The organism is Pseudoduganella umbonata, assembly GCF_014192225.1.
GTDB classification, from domain to species: domain Bacteria; phylum Pseudomonadota; class Gammaproteobacteria; order Burkholderiales; family Burkholderiaceae_D; genus Rugamonas; species Rugamonas umbonata.
Map to the genome: position 1 here is coordinate 390,227 of NZ_JACHXS010000005.1, position 21,390 is coordinate 411,616.

15 protein-coding genes are annotated in these 21,390 nt (G+C 63.5%); 8 read left to right on the top strand and 7 right to left on the bottom strand.

Annotated features, from left to right (window positions below; translation table 11 throughout):
- Positions 1-32 precede the first annotated feature (32 nt).
- Positions 33-3,329: a DEAD/DEAH box helicase gene (locus FHS02_RS15860; protein WP_137315433.1), complete on the top strand. Its 3,297-nt coding sequence runs from the start codon at positions 33-35 to the stop codon at positions 3,327-3,329.
- A gap of 40 nt (positions 3,330-3,369) precedes the next feature.
- On the opposite strand, the gene FHS02_RS15865 is transcribed toward FHS02_RS15860, so the two are convergent.
- Positions 3,370-4,281: a LysR family transcriptional regulator gene (locus tag FHS02_RS15865; protein ID WP_137317587.1), complete on the bottom strand. Its 912-nt coding sequence runs from the start codon at positions 4,279-4,281 to the stop codon at positions 3,370-3,372.
- A 163-nt stretch (positions 4,282-4,444) separates the two neighbouring features.
- Between FHS02_RS15865 and FHS02_RS15870 the strand changes: the two genes are divergently transcribed.
- Positions 4,445-5,143, top strand: coding sequence for a glutathione S-transferase family protein (locus FHS02_RS15870; protein WP_137315434.1), 699 nt, complete (start codon positions 4,445-4,447; stop codon positions 5,141-5,143).
- A 161-nt stretch (positions 5,144-5,304) separates the two neighbouring features.
- Here FHS02_RS15870 and FHS02_RS15875 read toward each other — a convergent pair whose 3' ends face one another.
- Positions 5,305-7,023, bottom strand: a complete 1,719-nt coding sequence (locus FHS02_RS15875) for a serine hydrolase domain-containing protein (protein ID WP_175424878.1) — start codon at positions 7,021-7,023, stop codon at positions 5,305-5,307.
- Between the two features lie 368 nt (positions 7,024-7,391).
- Between FHS02_RS15875 and FHS02_RS31595 the strand changes: the two genes are divergently transcribed.
- Entirely contained in the window at positions 7,392-8,156 is a 765-nt protein-coding gene (locus tag FHS02_RS31595) for a PEP-CTERM sorting domain-containing protein (protein ID WP_137315436.1), read from the top strand.
- Between the two features lie 223 nt (positions 8,157-8,379).
- Positions 8,380-10,635, top strand: a complete 2,256-nt coding sequence (locus tag FHS02_RS15885; RefSeq protein ID WP_137315437.1) for a PhoX family protein — start codon at positions 8,380-8,382, stop codon at positions 10,633-10,635.
- Positions 10,636-10,695: 60 nt separating this feature from the next.
- Here the strand turns inward: FHS02_RS15885 and FHS02_RS15890 are convergent, their stop codons facing one another.
- Positions 10,696-11,268, bottom strand: coding sequence for a TetR/AcrR family transcriptional regulator (locus tag FHS02_RS15890; RefSeq protein ID WP_137315438.1), 573 nt, complete (start codon positions 11,266-11,268; stop codon positions 10,696-10,698).
- A 147-nt stretch (positions 11,269-11,415) separates the two neighbouring features.
- Here FHS02_RS15890 and FHS02_RS15895 point away from each other — a divergent pair, with 147 nt between their 5' ends.
- Entirely contained in the window at positions 11,416-12,825 is a 1,410-nt protein-coding gene (locus FHS02_RS15895) for an amidase (protein ID WP_137315439.1), read from the top strand.
- A 46-nt stretch (positions 12,826-12,871) separates the two neighbouring features.
- Here FHS02_RS15895 and FHS02_RS15900 read toward each other — a convergent pair whose 3' ends face one another.
- Entirely contained in the window at positions 12,872-13,234 is a 363-nt protein-coding gene (locus tag FHS02_RS15900; RefSeq protein WP_137315440.1) for a DUF4148 domain-containing protein, read from the bottom strand.
- A 374-nt stretch (positions 13,235-13,608) separates the two neighbouring features.
- Between FHS02_RS15900 and FHS02_RS15905 the strand changes: the two genes are divergently transcribed.
- Positions 13,609-15,426, top strand: a complete 1,818-nt coding sequence (locus FHS02_RS15905) for a DUF885 domain-containing protein (RefSeq protein ID WP_137315441.1) — start codon at positions 13,609-13,611, stop codon at positions 15,424-15,426.
- Positions 15,427-15,481: 55 nt separating this feature from the next.
- Here the strand turns inward: FHS02_RS15905 and FHS02_RS15910 are convergent, their stop codons facing one another.
- Both FHS02_RS15910 and glmS read right to left on the bottom strand, forming a co-directional pair.
- Positions 15,482-15,844, bottom strand: a complete 363-nt coding sequence (locus FHS02_RS15910; RefSeq protein ID WP_137315442.1) for a DUF4148 domain-containing protein — start codon at positions 15,842-15,844, stop codon at positions 15,482-15,484.
- A 338-nt stretch (positions 15,845-16,182) separates the two neighbouring features.
- Positions 16,183-18,012 carry a glutamine--fructose-6-phosphate transaminase (isomerizing) gene (gene glmS, locus FHS02_RS15915; RefSeq protein ID WP_137315443.1) on the bottom strand — a complete coding sequence of 610 codons (1,830 nt, stop codon included), beginning with the start codon at positions 18,010-18,012 and terminating at the stop codon, positions 16,183-16,185.
- Positions 18,013-18,187: 175 nt separating this feature from the next.
- On the opposite strand from glmS, the gene FHS02_RS15920 reads away from it, so the two are divergent.
- Positions 18,188-18,652 (top strand): Lrp/AsnC family transcriptional regulator, encoded by a 465-nt coding sequence (locus FHS02_RS15920; protein WP_137315444.1) that lies wholly within the window; start codon positions 18,188-18,190, stop codon positions 18,650-18,652.
- 718 nt (positions 18,653-19,370) lie between these two features.
- Positions 19,371-19,970, top strand: coding sequence for an acyl carrier protein phosphodiesterase (locus FHS02_RS15925; RefSeq protein ID WP_137315445.1), 600 nt, complete (start codon positions 19,371-19,373; stop codon positions 19,968-19,970).
- 27 nt (positions 19,971-19,997) lie between these two features.
- Here FHS02_RS15925 and glmU read toward each other — a convergent pair whose 3' ends face one another.
- On the bottom strand, positions 19,998-21,374 hold the full coding sequence (gene glmU / locus FHS02_RS15930; protein WP_137315446.1) for a bifunctional UDP-N-acetylglucosamine diphosphorylase/glucosamine-1-phosphate N-acetyltransferase GlmU: 1,377 nt from the start codon (positions 21,372-21,374) through the stop codon (positions 19,998-20,000).
- Between the last annotated feature and the right edge of the window lie 16 nt (positions 21,375-21,390).

Consider the following 21,390-nt stretch of genomic DNA (forward strand, 5'->3'; position numbering starts at 1 on the left):
GGTGCATTCATCTGCCCTGCCATCCTTCTGTCATGCATTTCTCCATCGATCAGATCGCGCACCATTTCGATACCGCCACCTTTGCCCGCGGCGAGGATTACGTACGCCGGAGCAAGGTCATCAGCTTCGAGTGGGACGATGGCTTCCTGCATGGCGAGGTCGAGGGCAGCGGCCGGACAGTGTACGAGCAAAGCATTTACCTGCATGAAGATCGGCGCGGCCTGCAAGTGGAGGGCGACTGCACCTGCCCGATGGACTACAACTGCAAGCACGTGGTGGCGGTGCTGCTGGCCAGCATCGGACGCCAGGGCGCAGCGCCTGTGGTCGCACCCTCGGACTTGCCGGCCACGGCCGAACGCTGGCTGGAACGGCTGGCGCTGACCGTCGCGCAGGCTGGTACGGTGCCGGCACCGACGCGCGGCCCGGAGTACCGTCTCGCCTATGTGCTGATGCCCGACAGCGGCGATGGCGCGCTGCGCCTGAACCTGTGCAAGGCACGCCTGCGCAAGGATGGCAGCATCGCCAGCGCGACCATCCACAACGATTTCTACAGCGTGCTGTCGATGAGGCCCGGCTATCTGCGGCCGGACGACGAAGAGCCGGTGCGCCTGCTATCCGCGCTGCGCACCGGCAGCATGTACGCCGGCGATACCCGGCCCACCGGCCGCATCGGTACCCGCCTGCTGGAGCAGTTGCGTGCGGAAGGCCGCCTGCTGTGTGCGGAATCGGCCGCCGCGCTCAAGAACGGCAAGGTGCGGCCGGTCCGCACAGGGCCGCCACGCCATGCTGCGCTCGGCTGGCATGGCGACGGAAACGGTGGGCAGCAGGTCCGGCTGGGCTGGCGCTTCGACGATGGCACACCGGTTGGCCACGTGCTGGCTACCGAGCCGGCGCACTACCTGCACAACGACATGCTGGGCGAGCTGGCACTGCCGCAGGAAGTGGCCACCGTGCCGCTTGCCGATTTGCTGGACCTGGTGGCGAGAGCGCCACCACTGGCACCGCAGCAGCGTGCCGGCATGGCGGCACGCCTGGCCGCGCAAGGCCTGGACCGGGTGCTGCCACCGCCCCTGGAAATGGCAACGCGCCAGCGCCGCGATATCGTGCCGGTACCTTGCCTGTTGCTCGACACCTTGCCCACCGAGATTGACGGCGAACTGGCATGGGACGATTACGCAACGCTGTCCTTCGATTACGACGGCATGTCCACCGTGGGGGTGACCGCGCCGGTATTGCGCCGGATGAGCGGCGCTACGATCGAGCTGGTCGAGCGCGACCTGGAGGCCGAGCGGGCGGCGGCCGGCATCCTCGCCGGCCTGGGGTTTTCCACCCGGCCGGGCGGATCGGCGCTGGACGACCCGCCCGGCGCGATGCGGCTGCCCGCGCCGGAAGACTGGATCGGCTTCATGCGCCACGGCGTGCCGCGCCTGCGCGCCGCCGGCTGGCAGGTCGCGTCGGACGCGGGCATGCACTTCGACATCCACGATCCGCAGGAATGGTATGCCGAACTGGACGAGGAAGGCGAGGGCGTCAATGCCTGGTTCGCCCTCGAACTCGGCTTCGTCATCGACGGCCAGCGCCACGCGCTGCTGCCGCTGCTGCTGCAAATGATCCGCGACGCGCCGCACGACTTCGCCCCTGCGGCGCTGGCAGCGCGCCCTGACGGCAGCGAGGTCCTCGTCAGCCTGCTTGACGGGCGGCGCGCCGCACTGCCGTGGAGCCGGATACGGCCGATCCTGGCCACGCTGGGCGAACTGTATTTCGCCGAGCGCCTGGGTCGCACGCTGCGCCTGCCCGTGGCCGACGCTGCCCGGCTGGCGGAACTGGAACGGGCCGCGCAGCTGCGCTGGCTGGGCGGCGAGCGCCTGCGCGAACTGGGCAGGAAGCTCGACGGCTTCACCGGCATCGTGCCGGTAGCCGCGCCGGCCGGCCTGCGGGCCACGCTGCGCGCCTACCAGCACGATGGCCTGGCCTGGATGCAGTTTTTGCGCGAATACGATTTCGCCGGCATCCTGGCCGACGACATGGGGCTCGGCAAGACGATCCAGACGCTGGCCCACATCCTGGCCGAAAAGGAAGCGGGCCGGCTCGATGCGCCGGCGCTGGTGGTGGCACCAACCAGCCTGATGGGCAACTGGCAGGCCGAGGCTGCGCGCTTCGCACCGGGCCTGCGCGTGCTGCTCCTGCATGGCAAGGACCGGGCGGCACTGTTCGACAAAATTGGCCAGACTGACCTGGTGCTGACGACCTACGCACTGCTCGGCCGCGACGAGGATGCGCTGCGCCAGCGGCGCTATCACCTGCTGATCCTGGATGAAGCGCAGTACATCAAGAACAGCCGTTCCCGCACCGCCCAGGTGGCGCGCCTGCTCGATGCGCGGCATCGCCTGTGCCTGACCGGCACCCCGGTGCAGAATCACCTGGGCGAACTGTGGTCGCAGTTCCATTTCCTGCTGCCGGGCCTGCTGGGCGACGAAAAGGCCTTCAATGCCCATTTCCGCAAGCCGATCGAGCAGCAGGGCGACGCCCTGCGCAAGGACCTGCTGGCGCGGCGCGTGAAACCGTTCATGCTGCGGCGGACCAAGGACCGGGTGGCCACCGAACTGCCGCCGAAGACGGAGATCGTGCTGCCCGTGGAACTGGGCGGCGCCCAGCGCGACCTGTACGAAACGGTGCGCGTGGCCATGGACCGCAAGGTGCGCGACGAGATCGACCGCAAGGGCCTGGCGCGCAGCCAGATCGTGATCCTCGACGCGCTGCTCAAGCTGCGCCAGGCATGCTGCGATCCGCGCCTGCTCAAGGGGCACGCCACCGCCGGTGCCGGCTCGGCCAAGCTGGACACGCTGATGGAACTGCTGGACACGCTGCTGAGCGAAGGGCGCAAGGTACTGGTGTTCTCGCAGTTCACCAGCATGCTGGCGCTGATCGCGGAAGTCCTGCAGGCTCGCGCTGTCGAGTTTGCGTTACTGACGGGCGACACGGTCGACCGCGCCGCGCCGATCGCCGCCTTCCAGGAGGGCGATGCCGGCGTGTTCCTGATCAGCCTGAAAGCGGGCGGCGTCGGGCTGAATCTCACCGCGGCCGATACGGTAATCCACTACGACCCCTGGTGGAACCCCGCCAGCGAAAACCAGGCCACCGACCGCGCCTGGCGCATTGGCCAGGAAAAGCCGGTATTCGTCTACAAGCTCATCGCGCGCGGTACGGTGGAGGAAAAAATCCAGGAGATGCAGCGCCGCAAGGGGGAACTGGCCAATGCCGTGCTGGATGCCGAGGGTGGATTGGCGCCGGCGCTTGGGGTGGACGAATTGCGGGCGATCTTCGCGTAGCTGCGCTTGCGAACAGGAGTCCTGATCAGGTCGAGAGCATTTACGTTTTCACTGCTGAGCGCAAGAAATCGACAAATGCACGCACTCTCGCCGACAGGTGGCGGTTCTGGGGATAGAGGATCGAAAACGGACGGGAGCGGCCGCCGTACTTTCCAAGGACTTCCACCAGGTCGCCACGCCGCAGAGCGTCACCTACCGCAAAGCGATATGTCTGATAGAGACCTCCGCCCGCGTTGACCCAGGCGACAGCCCCTAACGCATCGTTAAGTACACGCATCCTGCTGCTGATCGGCTTCTCGATTGCAGTACCTTGATCATCGGTGAACAGCCACTGCAGCGGCCGCCCGGTATTCGGCGATATGTACTGGATACAGTCGTGTTCACTGAGATCATCAATACTGCGTGGTTCGCCTTTCCTTGCAATGTATGCCGGGGTACCAAATACCCCCAGCATAGCGTCCTCGAGCTTGAACGCGACAAGACGGGAATCTTGTTGAATGCCAAGCCTGATCGCCAGGTCGAAGCCTTCTTCGACAAAGTCGATGATCTTGTCCGAAATGCTGATCTCGATGTCGATCTGCGGATAAAGCTCAGTAAACCTGGGCATCAAAGGCAGCAACCGAAACGTTCCATAAGCAGCACTGACGCTGATGCGTAGCGGCCCGCTCGGAACAGTCTGGGCACCTGTAATCGCACGCTCGGCCTCGACAATTTGCTCGAGTGCGAGCTGGCATTCCTTCCAATAGAGCTCGCCTTCAGCTGTCAGCTTGACGGCGCGGGTAGTCCTCAAAAAAAGGCGTACACCAAGGCGCTGCTCGAGCCGGCTGATCGACCGGCTGACCGCGGCCGGCGTTAAACCAAGCATCTCGGCAGCACTGGTAAAGCTGCCAGTCTCCGCTGCTCTACAAAACTGTTCAATGCTGCCCAGCTGAAGTGCGTTGCCTGCTGCCATATTCATTACCGTTTGTAATAAATGAATTGATTATCACATGGTTTATCGACTAAGAACAACGCATTACAGTACGTCTACTGCTTCAGCAACAACGCGCCAAGGCCTCGCTACTCAGCAGTACACGGTTTGGCCTACACCTCGACCTACTTAAAGGAATTCAAAAATGACCAGCAAATTGAACGTTTTTACCTCGCCGTCGGCTTTCCCCAACCCGCAGCGCCTGCGCCTGTTCATGCACGAAAAGGGCATCGCTGATCAGTTCCAGGAGACCGTTTACGACATGACGCCAGTGGGTGAACAGCGTGGCTGGCGTCACCTGAAGATGAATCCCTGGGGCGAGACACCGACCCTCGAGCTCGCTGATGGCAGCTACATCTCCGAAACGGCAGCGGTCGTCCGTTACCTGGACCAGTCCTACCCCGGCCGCAAGATCATGGGGGACACGCCGCTGGAACAGGGCCTGGACAACATGTGGGATAACCGCATCTGGGTTCACATCCTGTATCGCATCGTCACGGCCTTCCATGTTCTGCATACCGGTCTCGGCTTCAAACTCGAACTGACGAAGAACGAAGCTTGGGGCGAGCACTGCCGCAAAGAAGCGCTGGCCCATGCCGCACTGGTCAACAAACATCTTTCGGACGGACGGGAATGGTTGCTGGGGGGCGACGAGCCTACTTTCGCCGACATCACGCTGGCAACCGCCATTGCGTTCTCGAAGTTCCCCGTGAACGCTACGCCGCTGGACGAGCGTTTCGAGTTCCTGGATGCCTACTGGCAGCGCTGGCAGCAACGTCCGAGCTTCCAGGCCGCGTATGCGGATCGTAGCAGTGGCATCCCTGAACTGGACAACAAGGCTTGATGCAACCTTGAAGTCGCGCGCTGTCCAGGCAATGGATTTCGCGCGACTGAGCGGATCAAATCGGGGTTGCAGTGCGACGAGCAGACATCCATCAGGCGTTCTTTCGCTCGCTTGCTCACTCATCTGTCGGCATTATGTCGAGCGGTTTTGTCAGGCGCTCTTTAGTCCCACAGCCGCAGCGGCAGCAATTCCCACGCCGCCAGCCCGATGGCCAGTTGCAGCACAGCCGCCATGGCCAGCGCATCGATCCGGTTGCCGGTCCTGCTGCCGGTGCTGCGAAGCGCCATCGCCAGGCCGGCCAGCATCGTCACCGGCAGTGCGGCGGTGACGATTGCCAGCAGGCCGCTGGCCGCCGTCAGGTCGCCCAGCTGGAGAAATGACTGCCGGTAGAACAGCGGGAGCGGCACGAGCAGCGCCAGCGCGCCGGCCAGCGGTGCCGCCAGCGGATCGCTCGGCGACATCCGCCGTGCCGCCAGGCGTGCCATACCTTTCAACACGATCCAGGCCAGTCCCAGCAAGCCGGCACCCACGCTGAGCCACAGCGAAGACAGGTACAACATGGATACCTGTTCATGGCTCTGCGTGCCATTGGTGACAATGCGCTTGCCGTCGGCCGAGACCAGCAGCGCATGGGAGGGCAGTACCTTGCCGGGCGCGCGGAACAGCGCATTGCCGGCGTGCTGCAACGTCACCGCCGGGCCCTGGAACGGATGCAGCGACAGTGCCGAGCCGTCGCCGCGCAGCCGCATGAAACCGAATACGGTATCGATGAAGCGCACCGTGTCGAAACGGTTCGGCGCCGGAACATACACGCCCTCCCACGGTTGCGGATCAAACGCGGGCGCTTCGCCCGCCGCGGCAGCAGGCATGGCCGGCATCAGCACGCCCGCCAGCAGCGCATCGAAGCGCTGGTAATCGGCCGTTTCATTGTCGGTGTTGAAGGCAATGAAGAATGCCTTGTGCGCCTCAGGGAACAGGCACAGCATCGCCTTGAAGCCGATCGTGCTGCCGCCGTGGCACTTCGCAACGACGCCGTGGCGGTCGAACTTGCGCAGGCCCAGGCCATAGCCCACCTGCAATCCGGCGCGCGCGGCTTCGGTGCCGGTGGGCTCGCCCATGCGGCGCAGCAGGGCCGGATCGATGAAGGGCCGTCCGCCGGCACTGCCGTCGCTCATCAAAAAGCGCGCGAAGCGGGCCATGTCGGCTGCGGTCGTAGTGAACTGCCCGGCGGGGCGCACGAACGACGGCACCGCCGGGTGCACGGCGCCGTCTTCAAAGTGCCCCATCGCCAGCCGCGGGTCGCTGGCCTGTTCGACGAAGGCGAAGGTGCTGTCGTGCATGCCCAGCGGCGCCAGCAAGGCGGCGTCCAGGTAGCGCTCGTAGCGCTGCCTGGCGACCGCTTCGATGACCATGCCCAGCAGCGTGTAGCCCATGTTCGAATACGAATGCCGCGTGCCGGGCCGATGGCGCACGCGCAGCAGCCCGCTGCCGGCCGGGAAGGTGGCGGCAAGCGGCGCGTCGGCCCGTGCCTTCATCGTAAAAACTTGCCAGAAATGGACATCGTCCAGCCCGGAGGTGTGATCGAGCAGGTGCCGGATGCGCACCGGGTCGCTGGCGTGCCACGGATTGTCGAACGCCATGGCCGGCAGCAGCGCCGCGACGGGCATGTCCAGGCCCAGGCGCCCCTCGCTGGCCAGGCGCAGGATGCCGGCCGCCAGCAGCGTCTTGGCAATGGAGCCGACCTGCATGCGATGGTCCGGGCGCATCGGCGCGCGGCTGCGGGCATCGCTGATGCCGGCGGCACCCTGCGTGTCGAGTGTGGTCCATACCGCACCTTCGAGCGCCTGCCCGTGCAGCATGGCAGCGATTTGTCGCGTCAAGTCTGGTCGTGCCGGGTTCGGCGCGGCGTGAAGCGGCAGCGCGGCAAGCAATACCGCCATAAGGGTGATCAGGGTTTTCAAGGGGACGCTCGGGGAAATATGCAGCGAGCAGGATACGAACCCGGTGGTGAAATCGCGGTGAAATTTGCCCGGTTTGGGACATCTTCTTTGCGGAGATTTCCGAAGGAGACAGGCTGTTCGACAGGCGCCATCTTCTACGTTTGATTTTTCTCAAACTGCGGTAAGATTCTGAATAATTGCAAATTTGATACTTTTAACATAAAAGTATCCATGCGGTACCCACGCATCGGCAGTCGCAGTTATGTGCCCGCTTCGCACCTCCGGAGCGCTTTTTTCATTGAGAAAATATGACACTGCAAAAGATCACTTCGTGCCTGCTGCTGGCAGGCCTGGCAGCGGCTGCCGCGACGGCCCAGGCGGATGTAACGTTCGAGACGCGCCTTTCCAATACCGCATTCAGCGTGACGGACCTGACGCCGGACGATGGCATTGCGGCTGGCTACAGTTACAGCCTGGCCCCCAGTGTTTACCGGCTCGGCCTGTACGGTCCGGGCGCGGCGGAGAAGGAATTCGAGGACGTCGGGACCGACGTGAAAGCGGTACAGCACGAACTGACCACTGGCAGTTCGACGGTCAGCCTCAGCAGCGCCAGCGCGCCTGGTGAATACACGCTGCAAGGAGCAGTACGGGACAATCTGGGCGAAAATGGCGGCGGCTCGGCCTGGATCGACCAGAATTATGTATTTACGCTGGCGGCCAACAGCGCGCTGAACCTGTCCGCGCACCTGTTCATGCAGATTTCCCCCAGCTCGAATCCGTACCAGGAGGGCTCGGCCACCACGTCGTTCACGTTGTGGAGTCCGGACATTGAAACGCGTATCAATCAATTCGACATTCTTTATTCGCCCTGGAACGGTGGCGAAGTGATCGACCAAGACTATTCGTTCGCGTATGCCAACACGACCGACCAGGCCATCACGGTCAATGTGTCGTTATGGTCCACCTCCGATTCCTTCATCTCCGCGGTGCCCGAGCCGTCCACCTATGCCATGCTGGGTCTTGGCCTGCTGACGCTGGCAGCGGCGCGGCGCCGCCGTCAACCTGCCGCCTGATCCAGGCGCGCTTTCCGGCGGAACGGACAACACGCTGTCCGCCGGGATCGAACACTAAGCTGCTCCAGCGAGCAGCTTTCTCCCCCTCGCAATCCTTTGCCGGCCAGCGGCAGGCATCCGTTCGCGCCATTGTCATCATTCGGTCATCAATCGGTCACAGCCACGTCATGTATTAAATTTAAAATCTTGTCGTTTTGCAACCCACCAGGCATAGGACCCAGCAATGAACAAGCCGAACGACTTGACGCACCTGCCCCTCGAGGCCGCCGATACCGACGACAACTCGTCGAATCATTTCAACGCCGTGCTCAGCGCGCGCCTGAGCCGCCGCAACATGCTGCGCGGCGGGTTTGCCACGGCAGCCACCGCGGTCCTCGGTGGCATGGGCCTGGCCGGCTGCGGCGGTTCGGACGACGATCCGGTCGCGCCACCCACCACCAGCCCGACCCCGACGCCTGCACCGGCCGAAAAGCTGCTGGCGTTCGCCGCCGTGCCGAAGAGCCTGGCGGACAGCGTCAGCGTACCGGCCGGCTATACCGCCACCGTGCTGTATGCACTGGGCGATCCGCTGCGCGCCGGCACCCCGGCCTACAAGAACGACGGCACCGACACCGATTTCGACAACCGCGCCGGCGACCACCATGACGGCATGGAATTCTTCGCGCTGTCCGCCACCGGTACGCCATCGACCACCGCGTCGGATCGCGGCGTGCTCGCCATGAACCACGAGGCGACCACCGACGAAAAACTGTCGTCGCACTTCCTGCACGCCAATGGCGGCACCACGTCGCTGCCGCGCCCGGCCGTCGAAGTCGACAAGGAAGTCGCCGTGCACGGCATCAGCGTGGTCGAAGTGAAAAAGACCGGCACCACCTGGGCCACCGTCAACGACTCCACGTTCAACTACCGCATCACGCCGCTGACCGACGTAGAAATCGGCGGCCCGGCACGCGGCAACTCGCTGCTGTTCACCAAGTATTCGCCGACCGGCACCCGCACCCGCGGCACGCTGAACAACTGCGGCAATGGCCGCACGCCATGGGGCACCTACCTGTCGGGCGAAGAAAACTGGTCCGGCTACTTCGCGCGCTCGGCCACCGACGATGCCGCACGCGGCAACGACAAGAGCGTGGTATCGCTGCGCCGCTATGGCCGCGCCCAGGGTTCGACGTCGCGCCACGGCTGGGAAACCGGCGGGGCGGACGACAAGTACCAGCGCTGGGACATCAGCAAGAAGGGCGCCTCGGCGGACGGCACCGATGACTACCGCAACGAGATGAATGGCCAGGGCTACATCATCGAAGTGGATGCCTACGACAAGACGAAGCTGGCCAAGAAGCGCAGCGCCCTGGGCCGCTTCGCCCATGAAAGCGCCGCCTTCGGCATCGCCACCGCGGGCCAGCCGCTGGCCGTGTACATGGGCGACGATTCGCGCAACGAATACATCTACAAGTTCGTCTCCGCCGCCGCCTGGGTCGCCGCCGACGCCACCCCGGCCGATCGCATCGCCACCGGCGACAAGTACCTCGATTCGGGCAAGCTGTATGTCGCCAAACTGGCCTCGGACGGTACCGGCCAGTGGATCGAACTGTCGATGAACAATCCGCAGATCCAGGCTTACACCGCCTACAAGTTCGCCGACCTGGCGGATGTGATGGTCAACGCCCGCCTGGCGGCCGATGCCGTCGGCGCGACGAAGATGGACCGCCCGGAATGGTGCTCGGTCAACCCGGCCAACGGCGAGATCTACTACACGCTGACGAACAACTCGAACCGCAACGTCAACCCCACCGGCTCGTCGCAGCTGGTGCCGGATTCGGCCAACCCGCGCGCCTATACCGACATGAAGGGCACCAGCGCGCAGAACGGCAATCCGAACGGCCACATCATCCGCTTCAAGGAAGGCACGGGCGCCGGCGCGGCCACCACCTTCACGTGGGACGTGTACCTGTTCGGCGCCGAGAGCGGCGCGGATGCAACGAAGATCAACCTGTCGTCGCTGACCGCCGACCAGGACTTCTCCAGCCCGGACGGCCTGGCCTTCCTGAAGAGCACCGGCATCTGCTGGATCCAGACCGACGACGGCGCCTATACCGACGTGACGAACTGCATGATGCTGGCCGCGCTGCCGGGCCAGGTGGGCGACGGCGCGAAGACGACGCTGACGTACGACAAGGCCGACGGCAGCAAGCTGGCCGTGGACACCTTCGTCGGCAAGAAGGCCAGCGCCGACACGCTGAAGCGCTTCCTGGTGGGCCCGGTGGGTTCGGAAATCACCGGCATCACGGAAACGCCGGACGGCAAGGCGCTGTTCGTCAACATCCAGCACCCGGGCGAAAGCACGTCGCTGGCCAACATCGCCGATCCGACCAAGTACACCAGCCAGTGGCCAAGCAATGCCGGCTACGGCGCGGGCAAGCGGCCGCGTTCGGCAACCATCGTCATCACCAAGAACGACGGTGGCCGTATCGGTACCTGATCGCCCCTGGGCGTGAACCAAGAAGCCGGCACCTGCCGGCTTTTTTTTCGCCCCGCGCCGTCAGGCCGACAGGAGGCCGGCCGCGCGGTAGCTGTCGATCAGCGCATCGAACAGGGCGATATCGGCCCGGCCGCGCGCCATCAGCTGGGCCCCGGACACGGCGGCGAAGATCGCATGCGCACGCACGTCCGCCTCTGCCGGCGCCATGCCCGCCGCCTGCAGCATCTTGCCCAGCCACGCGACATTGATCTCCGCGAATGCCTGCACTTCCTGCTGTGCCACCGGGGGCAGGTCGTCGTATTCGGCCGACATGAAGCTGCACAGGCAGATGCGGTTGCCGTTCTCGAGCGACCTGCGGAAGGTCTCGGGATACCGGCGCAGGCTGGCCTCGGGCGTGCCGGCTTCGACAGCCAGCGCGTCCAGCGTCGCCGCGGAATTCTCCCAGTAGCGCCGTGCCACCGCCGCCGCCAGGTCGGCCTTGCTGGGAAAGTGGTGGTACAGGCTGGCGGCTTTCACGCCCACCTGTTCGGCCAGCGCGCGCAGGTTCAATCCGCTATAGCCATGGGCCTGCGCAATCTCGGTGGCGGCCGCCAGGATCCGGTTCCTGGAAGTCGCGCCTGGGTCGTTGTTCACTGGTCGGTCCTTTAAAAAACGGTTGACGAAGCGGATTATAGCGCATATCGTCCAACCTAACGAACGTTAGGTAGTCTAGTAGCCAAGTCTGTTAGCACCAACGTCGCCATGCGTCATCACTTTTCCAACTACTTTTTCGAGGCAGACATGAACCAGGAACTCGTTTATCTGGACGCCACCAGAATGGCCGAACTGATCCGCACTAAAGAAATCTCGCCCGTGGAGGTCATGCAGGCCCACCTGGACCGCATCGCCACCGTGGATCCCCGCATCAATGCCATCGTCACGATCGCCGATGGCGCGCTCGACGCGGCCAGGGCGGCGGAAGCGGCGGTACTGTCCGGTGCGGAACTGGGGCCGCTGCACGGGGTGCCGTTCACGGTGAAGGATTCGATCGACACCGCCGGCGTGGCCACCCAGCGTGGCTCGCCGATCTTCCGGGGCCGCGTTCCCGATACCGACGCGACCAGCGTGGCGCGCATGAAGTCCGCCGGCGGGATCCTGCTGGCGAAGACGAACCTGCCGGAATTTTCGTACTGGATCGAGAGCGACAACCTGCTCTCGGGCGCCTCGAACAACCCGTGGGACGTGACCCGCACGCCGGGTGGCTCCAGCGGCGGCGAATCGGCAGCGATCGCCGCAGGCATGTCGCCGCTCGGCCTGGGTACCGACCTGGCCATATCGGTGCGCGGCCCGGCCGCGCAAACCGGCATCACGTCGATGAAGGCGACCCACGGCCGTGTGCCGATGACCGGCATCTGGCCGCGCGCACCGCGCCGCTTCTGGCACGTCGGCCCGATGGCGCGCTCGGTGCGCGATATCGCGCTGGCCTTCTCGCAGCTGGCCGGCCCCGATGGCCAGGACGCCTTTGCGTCCAGCGCGGCGCCTTTCGATGCGGGCAGCGGCGGCCTGCCTTCCCGCCCACTGCGGGTGGGCTGGATGGTGGGACCCGGCTTCGGCCCTGTCGACCCCGAGGTGGCGGCGACCGTGAAGGCGGCAGCCGAGACATTGCAGGCGATGGGCGTGCAGGTCGAGCACGTCGGCATTCCTGCGCTGGAGCGCGATTTCGCCCTGGACGTGTTCAACAAGCTGCATGTGATGGAAATGAAGCCCGCATTCGCGGCGGCCACAGCGGGACGGCGCCCGGATGAGCTCTACAAGATGGCCAGGACCATGCTTGCGCTGCCCGACACGTCGATGGCCGACTACATCGAGGCCGAACAGGCGGCCGAGCGGCTGCGCGACGGCTTTGCCGACTACTTTTCACGCTACGACGCACTGATCACCCATGTGCTGCCGATCCCGGCCCACAAGCACGGCGTCGATACGTTCGTCATCGATGGCCAGAGCGTGGACGCAACTTACCTGCAGGGCGCGACCGTGCCGCTCAACGTGACGGGCCTGCCCGGCGTGGCCATGCGGTTCGGCACCAGCAAGGAAGGGCTGCCGATCAATGTGCAGATCGTCGGCAAGTGGCATGCGGAAGCGACCATCCTGCACGTCGCTGCGCTGCTGGAAAGCGCGAGCCCGGTGCGCGGGCTGCATCCGGCGCTGTGATGGCTGGCGCGTTCGGGGGCATGTCGTCCACGAACGCGCCAGGAAATCAGTTGATGAGGCTATACGAATCAGGATTCGAGGCGCGGAAGGCAATGAGTTCGGCACGCACCTCGGCGCGGGTCTTGCCTTGTACGCCGGTGTCGACCGGCTGGGCCGGATACTGTTCCCCGTCGACCAGTTCGCCGCGCTGCCGGGCGAGCAACACTTCCGCTTTCACCTGTTCGCGCGTCTTGGTCGAGACGGTTTCGAAATAGGTGCCTGCATACAGCTCGCCGTATGCTGCGTTGCCTGCCGCGGCATTGCGCTCGGCGACGACGTGCACATGGGGGATACTTGCGCCTTCGTGGGCCGACACGGCGGCGGAAGCGGACAAGGCGGCGATAGCGAGGATGGTGGCGATGGTTTTCATGGTGAGGCTCCTTGAATGATTGATGCAGGTTTGTCTTCGGTGCCGTTTGAGTAGATAGCTACTAAATAGCGCACTACTTATTTACTGCTTGCCGGGCTGTCTGAAGACCGATGAACGTACTTTACATCGTGCGCGATCAAATAGCTAGCTAAATATCACTATGGATGCGATAGCATTTTCAAGGGAAGCGAATGACCGGCCTGGCGCCTGTTGCGGCGCCACGACAGGGGCGGACCTGGCGATGAATATCCTGAAAACCAATGGACGCAGCAAACTTGTTCGTCTGTAATGTTTCGATAGTTACATCGACATCGATTGATATCCGGACATCATCCGGGGATGCATCCCACTCTTACCAGGGCCAAAAAACTCCCATGACTTTCATCAAACGCCTCGGCCTGATCACCACCACTGCTTTCCTGGCCTGTAGCGCGGCGCCGCTGCTCGGCGCCACTCCGAAACCGGCAGAACAATCCGCGCATCCGGCAAAGAGCGCGACGGCGACGCGACAGATGGAGAAGCTGGCCGCCGACTATTACCTCTTCAACGCCCGGTTCGAACCGCTCTATGCAACCTACGCTGGGGATAACCGTTTCGATGACGAGCTTGGACTGGGCATCGCGCCTTCCGAGCGGGCCCGGCGGCTTTCCGCTTATCGTGGTTTTGCCAGGCGGCTCAAGGCCATTGCGCCATCCCGGCTCGGCGCAGCCGACCGGATCAGCTACGACATCATGGCTTACGAACTCCGGACGGCACTGGACATGGCGTCGTTTCCAGATCACCTGATGCCGGTAAACCAGATGGGCTCGATTCCGATGGATCTTGCCGTGGTGGCGGACGGGAAGGGCGCGCTTCCGTTGTCTACACCAAAGCACTACGACAATCTGTTGCGCCGCCTGGTTCAGCTCACGCCATGGATCGATCAGGCCATTGCCAATATGCGCGAAGGAATCGGGGCCGGTGTCGTCCTGCCGAAGTCGCTGATCGTACCGGCACTGCCGCAGTACCGCGACCTGGCCACGACCGACCTTGAAAAAAATCCGTTCTATGCCGGCATCAAGAACCTGCCGGAAAACTTTTCGGACGCCGACAAGGCCAGGATCACCAAGGCGTACCAAAGCGAGATCACCAGCCGGCTCCAGCCGGCACTCGCCAGGCTGGCAGCTTTCCTGGAGAAGGAATACATGCCGGCAGGGCGTGCCACATCCGGCCTCGCCGATCTGCCGGATGGCGCAAAGTGGTACCAGCAAAATATCGTCTATGCGACCACGACGCAGCTGACGCCGGAAGCGATCCATGCGATGGGACTGGCCGAGGTGGCGCGCATCCAGCAGCAGTTCGCCGTGGTGGGTCCAAAGATGGGTTACCAGGGACCCGCTGCCGAATTGCCGAAATGGGTGGCGAGGCAGTCCCGATACATGCCGTTCAAGGACGATCGGGAAGTACTCGAGGTGTATCGCAAGCTCGACGTGGCGGTCGCATCCAAGTTGCCTGCCTTGTTCACGCTGGTTCCGAAGTCGCCGCTGGAGCAGCGCCTGGAACCGGAACTGACGCGGGCGACGGCGTCGGACCATTACACCGGACCCAGCACCGATGGGAAACGTCCGGGCATTTTCTGGTCTGTCGTGAACGACGCGACGGCGTACGACCGTACCAAGATGACCAGCCTTTACCTGCACGAGGGCAGGCCTGGCCACCACTTCCAGATCGCCCTCCAGGTGGAGAAATCCCTGCCGGACTTCCGCCGCTTCGGCGGCAATAACGCTTTCATCGAAGGCTGGGCGCTGTACGCGGAAACCCTGGGTAGCGAGATGGGCCTGTACGAAGAGCCCGACCAGTATTTCGGGCACCTCAACAGTGAGCTGCTGCGCGCGGCGCGCCTCGTGGTCGACACCGGTTTGCACGCGAAAGGCTGGACCCGCGAACGGGCGATCGACTACCTCAAGGAAGTGAACGGTTACACCGACCAGGTTGCAACGAGTGCCATCGAACGCTACATGGCATGGCCCGCGCAGGCGCTCGGCTACAAGGTGGGTGCGCTGAAGATCCAGGAACTGCGCAAGCGGGCCGAGGCAGCCTTTGGCCAGCGCTTCTCGCTGCCGGCCTTCCATGCCGTCGTGATTGGCGACGGTTCGCTTCCTCTTGCCGTGCTGGAGCGTAAAGTGGACCGCTGGATTACAGAGGCCAAGTGAAGCATCCTCAACCACGCCGTCTTGGACGCCGCCGTGGGTAAGGTACGCCGGCCGGTCAGTTGATCAGGCTGTACGAATCCGGATTCGTGGCGCGGTAGGCAGCGAGTTCGGCACGTACCTCGGCGCGGGTCTTGCCTTGTGCACCGTTGTCGATAGGCTGCGCCGGATACTGCTCACCATCGACCAGCTCGCCACGCTGCCGGGCGAGCAACACCTCCGCTTTCACCTGTTCGCGCGTCTTGGTCGAGACCGTCTCGAAATACGTGCCTGCATACAGTTCGCCGTATGGCGAGTTGCCTGCCGCGGCATTGCGCTCGGCTACGACGTGCACATGGGGGATGCTCGCGCCTTCGTGGGCCGACACGGCGGCGGAAGCGGACAAGGCGGCGATAGCGAGGATGGTGGCGATGGTTTTCATGGTGAGGCTCCTTGAATGGTTGATGCAGGTTTGTCTTCGGTGCCGTTTGAGTAGATAGCTACTAAATAGCGCACTACTTATTTACTGCTTGCCGGGCTGTCTGAAGACCGATGAACGTACTTTACATCGTGCGCGATCAAATAGCTAGCTAAATATTACTATGGATGCGATAGCGTTTTCGCAAGGGAGACGCTGTGTCGCGCTGGGATATTTGCTCAGGGAGACGGCATCGGTCGATGCCGTGGGAGGGAAGTGCCTGATGTGAGACAAAGGCGGGTGAAGTGGCGGCGCTTGCACGAACTTCTGGCAAGCGCCGCTTGTCAGCGAAAAACCGGCTCTTATTCCACCGTCACCGATTTCGCCAGGTTCCTCGGCTTGTCCACGTCCGTGCCACGCGCCAGCGCCGTGTGATACGCCAGCAATTGCAGCGACACCACGTGCAGGATCGGCGACAGGCAGCCGTAGTGTTCCGGCATGCGGATCACGTGCACGCCTTCGCCGGAGGTGATGCGCGAGTCGACGTCGGCGAACACGTACAGCTGGCCGCCGCGGGCGCGCACTTCCTGCATGTTCGACTTCAGCTTTTCGATCAGCGCATCGTTCGGCGCGATCGTCACGACCGGCATTTCTTCCGTCACCAGCGCCAGCGGGCCGTGCTTCAGTTCACCGGCCGGGTAGGCCTCGGCGTGGATGTACGAGATTTCCTTCAGCTTCAGCGCGCCTTCGAGGGCGATCGGGTAGTGCATGCCGCGGCCCAGGAACAGCGCATTTTCCTTGCGGGCGAAATCCTCGGCCCAGGCCATGATCTGCGGTTCCAGCGCCAGCACGGCGGAGATCGCGGAAGGCAGGTGGCGCATGTCTTTCAGGTGCGCGGCTTCTTCTTCTTCCGTCAGGCGGCCGTTGACCTGCGCCAGCGACAGCGTCAGCAGGAACAGCGCGGACAGCTGCGTGGTGAAGGCCTTGGTGGACGCCACGCCCACTTCGACGCCGGCGCGGGTGATGTACGCCAGCTTGCATTCGCGCACCATCGCGCTGGTGGCCACGTTGCAGATCGTCAGCGTGTTTTCCATGCCCAGCGAGCGGGCATGCTTCAGTGCGGCGATCGTGTCGGCCGTTTCGCCGGACTGGGAAATCGTCACCACCAGCGTGGACGGATTCGGCACGCTGTCGCGGTAGCGGTATTCGCTGGCGATTTCCACGCTGACCGGCACCTTGGCGATCGATTCGATCCAGTACTTGGCCGTCAGGCCCGAGTAGTAGCTGGTGCCGCAGGCCAGGATCAGCACGCGATCGATTTCCTTGAAGACCTTGTAGGCTTCATCGCCGAACAGCTCGGGCATGATGCCGGTGACGCCTTCGAGCGTGTCGCCGACGACGCGCGGCTGTTCGAAGATTTCCTTCTGCATGTAATGGCGGTACGGGCCCAGTTCGGCGGCGCCGGTGTGCGCGTGCACGGTTTTCACTTCGCGCTCGACCTGCTTGCCGTTCACGTCGACGATCCAGGCGCGGCCCAGCTGCAGGTCGACCACGTCGCCTTCTTCCAGGTAGATGATCTGGTCGGTGGTGCCGGCCAGCGCCATCGCGTCGGACGCCACGAAGTTCTCGCCTTTGCCCAGGCCGACGATCAGCGGCGAGCCCTGGCGCGCAGCCACCACGCGGTGCGGTTCTTCGCGCGAGAACACGGCGATCGCATAGGCGCCATGCAGGCGCTTGACGGCTTGCTGCACGGTCTCGAACAGGTCGCCGGTGTACAGGTGATCGACCAGGTGGGCGATGACTTCGGTGTCGGTCTGGCTCTGGAACACGTAGCCCAGCGCGATCAGTTCGGCACGCAGTTCGTCGTGGTTTTCGATGATGCCGTTGTGCACCAGTGCGATGCGGGCGTTATCCGAGCTCGGCGAGAAGTGCGGGTGGGCATTGTGCGAAGCGGGCGCGCCGTGCGTGGCCCAGCGGGTGTGGGCGATGCCCGTAAAGCCTTGCAGGCCGACTTCCTGCATCTGCTTTTCCAGTTCCGCCACGCGCGACGTGCTGCGCGAACGCTGCAGGCGGCCATCCGTGTGCAGGGCCACGCCGCACGAATCGTAGCCGCGGTATTCCAGGCGTTTCAGACCTTCGATCAGGATCGGGGTGATATTACGTTGCGCTACTGCTCCGACGATACCGCACATGGTGACCTCTACAGTGAATGTTGATGTGACGACATCATAGTTTACCGGTTTAGAAATAAGCTTACTTATTATGCCTGTTTGTGAAACAATATTTCGTCACGTATTCGTCATGATTTTTTAATTCATTTCGTCTTTAAATGTGTATTTTTATTTCAACGTAGGTGAGAAGGGACTGATGGATATTCCGCTGGACGAACTGGACAGGCGCATCCTGAACGCGCTGCAGGAAAATGCCGACATCACGAACGCGGAACTGGCCCAGCTCGTGCATGTTTCCGCGCCCACGTGCCTGCGGCGCGTGAAAGCGTTGCGCGAAGCCGGCATCATCGAACGCCAGGTGGCCATCGTGGCACCGGACAAGGTGGGCTCAAGGCTGACAGCGATCGCGGAGATCACGCTGGACGTGCAGGCGGCCGACAGGATGGCCGAGTTCGAAGCGCTGGTGGCACGGGAATCTGCTGTACTGCAGTGCTACCGCGTATCGCCGGGGCCGGATTTCGTGCTGGTGGTCCAGGTGGAAGACATGCCTGCCTATCACGCGCTGGCGCACCGCCTGTTCACGAGCCATGCGAATGTGCGCAACGTGAAGGCGTATTTCTCCACGTTTCGCAGCAAGTTCGAGACCCGTATCGCCATCTGAGCGGATAGTTATCCACACTCGTCCACAGGCTATGCACCGGCTTGTGCACGGGCTTTTCCACTGCTGATTGGCGGGTTATCTCCAGCTTATACCGGCTTATGCAGAGGGTTATACGGGTTTGATCACAGGCTTTTCCACAAAGTTTTCCACAGCCCCGCAGACCCGTATCGTGCTTGCAAGGCAGCGGCACAGGGTGTTGCTGCAACGGCATGCATGGGAACTCCACATCATGGCATCGGCACTTTTACGCTGTGTACAAATAGGGTGCTTATTCACAGACACTCGCACGGGCTCGCACACACACTCGCACAGACACTTCGCCCTAGCAGGATGCCCCGGCACGGCGCCTTACGGTGCCATGGTCTGTGCCGGCGCGCCGCCGCGGCCCGGCGTGTCCAACGAACGGGCAAGAAGACTGGCACGAGTACGCCAAGGCCGGTTGCCAACACGTTTTACCAAGGCTTTTCCACATAGTTATCCAACGCAGCAGGAACGCTGAAAACGGCGATTTTGACGCTATACAGGGCTATGCACGGCTTATCCATGTCTTATACCCGGAGTTGACCACAACCTTATCCCCAATCGGCCATCAATACGATGCAAGCCGGCGATTCCAGCCCGCGTTTCGAGTTACGCACGTTGTACCCACCGGCTTTACCCAGGCTTGTGCACACGCTTGTCCACAGCGGAGCTTCGCCGGCTGGGGCTAGAATGGCGCATGAACTACCTGGCCCACGTGTACCTGGCCCGGCATACCGACGCGGCGATGGTCGGCGCAATGCTGGGCGATTTCGTCAAGGCGAACGACGTTGCCGCGTATCCGCCGGACATCGCGCGCGAAATCACGCTGCATCGTCATATCGACAGCTATACGGACAGCCATCCGGCCGTGCTGGCGTCGAAGGCCTTGTTCGGCGAAGGCCGGCGCCGCTACGCCGGCATCGTGCTGGACGTGTTTTATGACCATGAATTGAGCCGGCACTGGCACCACTGGTGCGACGTGCCGCGCGCGGCGCTGATCGCCCGCTTCTACGATGCGCTGGCGGCGCACGAACCGATACTGCCGCCGCGCCTGCGCGAGATGCTGCCTTACCTGGTAAAGCAGGACTGGCTGGGTGGCTATGCGACGTTCGAGGGCGTGGAGGGGACGATCGCGCGGGTGTCGCGCCGCCTGAGCCGCAATGGGGAGTTGCTGCGCGACGGCGTGCAGGACCTGGTACGGCACCGCGACGCCATCGCCGAAGGCTTCGAGCGCTTCTTCCCGGACCTGGTGCGGTTCGCGGAAGAACGCCGGATGGAACTGCTCGGGAAGCGCTGATAATTCAGCGCTTCCTCGCTGCTGTCCTTACTTCTTTGCCTTGATCGGGCGCTGCCAGCCTTCGATCGTCACCTGCTTCGGACGGGAAATCGTCAGCTTGCCGGCCGGCGCGTTCTTCGTCAGCGTGGTGCCGGCGCCGAGCGTGGCGCCCGCACCCACCGTGACCGGCGCCACCAGCTGGCTGTCGCTGCCGATGAAGGCGTCGTCCTCGATCGTGGTGCGGAACTTGTTGGCGCCGTCGTAATTGCAGGTGATGACGCCGGCGCCGATGTTGACGCGCGAGCCGACGTCCGTGTCGCCCACGTAGGCCAGGTGGTTGGCCTTGCTGTGCGCGGCCACGTTGCTGTTCTTGATCTCGACGAAGTTGCCGACGTGGACATCCTCGCCCAGCGTGGTGCCCGGGCGCAGCCGCGCGTAGGGACCGATCAGCGATTTCGGGCCGACGACCGCTTCCTCGATGTGGCAGAACGGCTTGATCTGCGCGCCCGCTTCGATCGACGCGTTGACGATCACGCTGTGGGCACCGACGGTGACGCCATCGGCCAGCGTGACTTTGCCTTCGAAGACGCAACCGACGTCGATCGTCACATCGCGGCCGCATACCAGTTCGCCGCGGATATCGATGCGGGCCGGGTCCAGCACCGTCACGCCTTTTTCCAGCAGCGCCTGGGCCAGGTTGTTCTGGTGGATACGTTCCAGCTGCGCCAGCTGCACCTTGCTGTTCACGCCCAGCACTTCCCATTCCGCACCAGGATGCGCGGACACGACTTCGACACCGTCGGCCACGGCGCGTGCCACGATGTCCGTCAGGTAGTACTCGCCTTGCGCATTCTTGTTTTCCAGCGACGCCAGCCACTTCTTCAGGTGGCCGGTGGGGATGCACATGATGCCGGAGTTGATTTCCTTGATCGCGCGCTCTTCTGCCGTTGCATCCTTTTCCTCGACGATGCGCACGATGCGACCGTCTTCGCGAACGATGCGGCCCAGACCGAACGGATCTTCCTGCACCACGGTGAGGATCCCCAGCTTGCCGCTACCGGCCGCATCGACCAGGCGTTGCAGCGAGGCGGTGGTGGTCAGGGGCACGTCGCCATACAGCACCAGCGTGGGCACCGCTTCGTCCAGCACGGGCAGCGCCTGCATCACGGCATGGCCGGTACCCAGTTGCGGTTCCTGCAGCGCGGCCGAGATCTCGACGCCGCCGCGCGCCTTTTGTGCTTCGAGAGCCGACAGCACCGTGGCGCCGCCGTGCCCGTAAATCACACATAATTTGGCCGGAGCAAGGCCACGCGCGGTATCGATCACATGCGACAACAGGGGCTTGCCGGCCAGCGGGTGCAGTACCTTGGGCAGGGCGGATTGCATGCGCTTGCCCATGCCGGCAGCGAGAATGACAACGTTCATAAGCTGAATTCGTTCA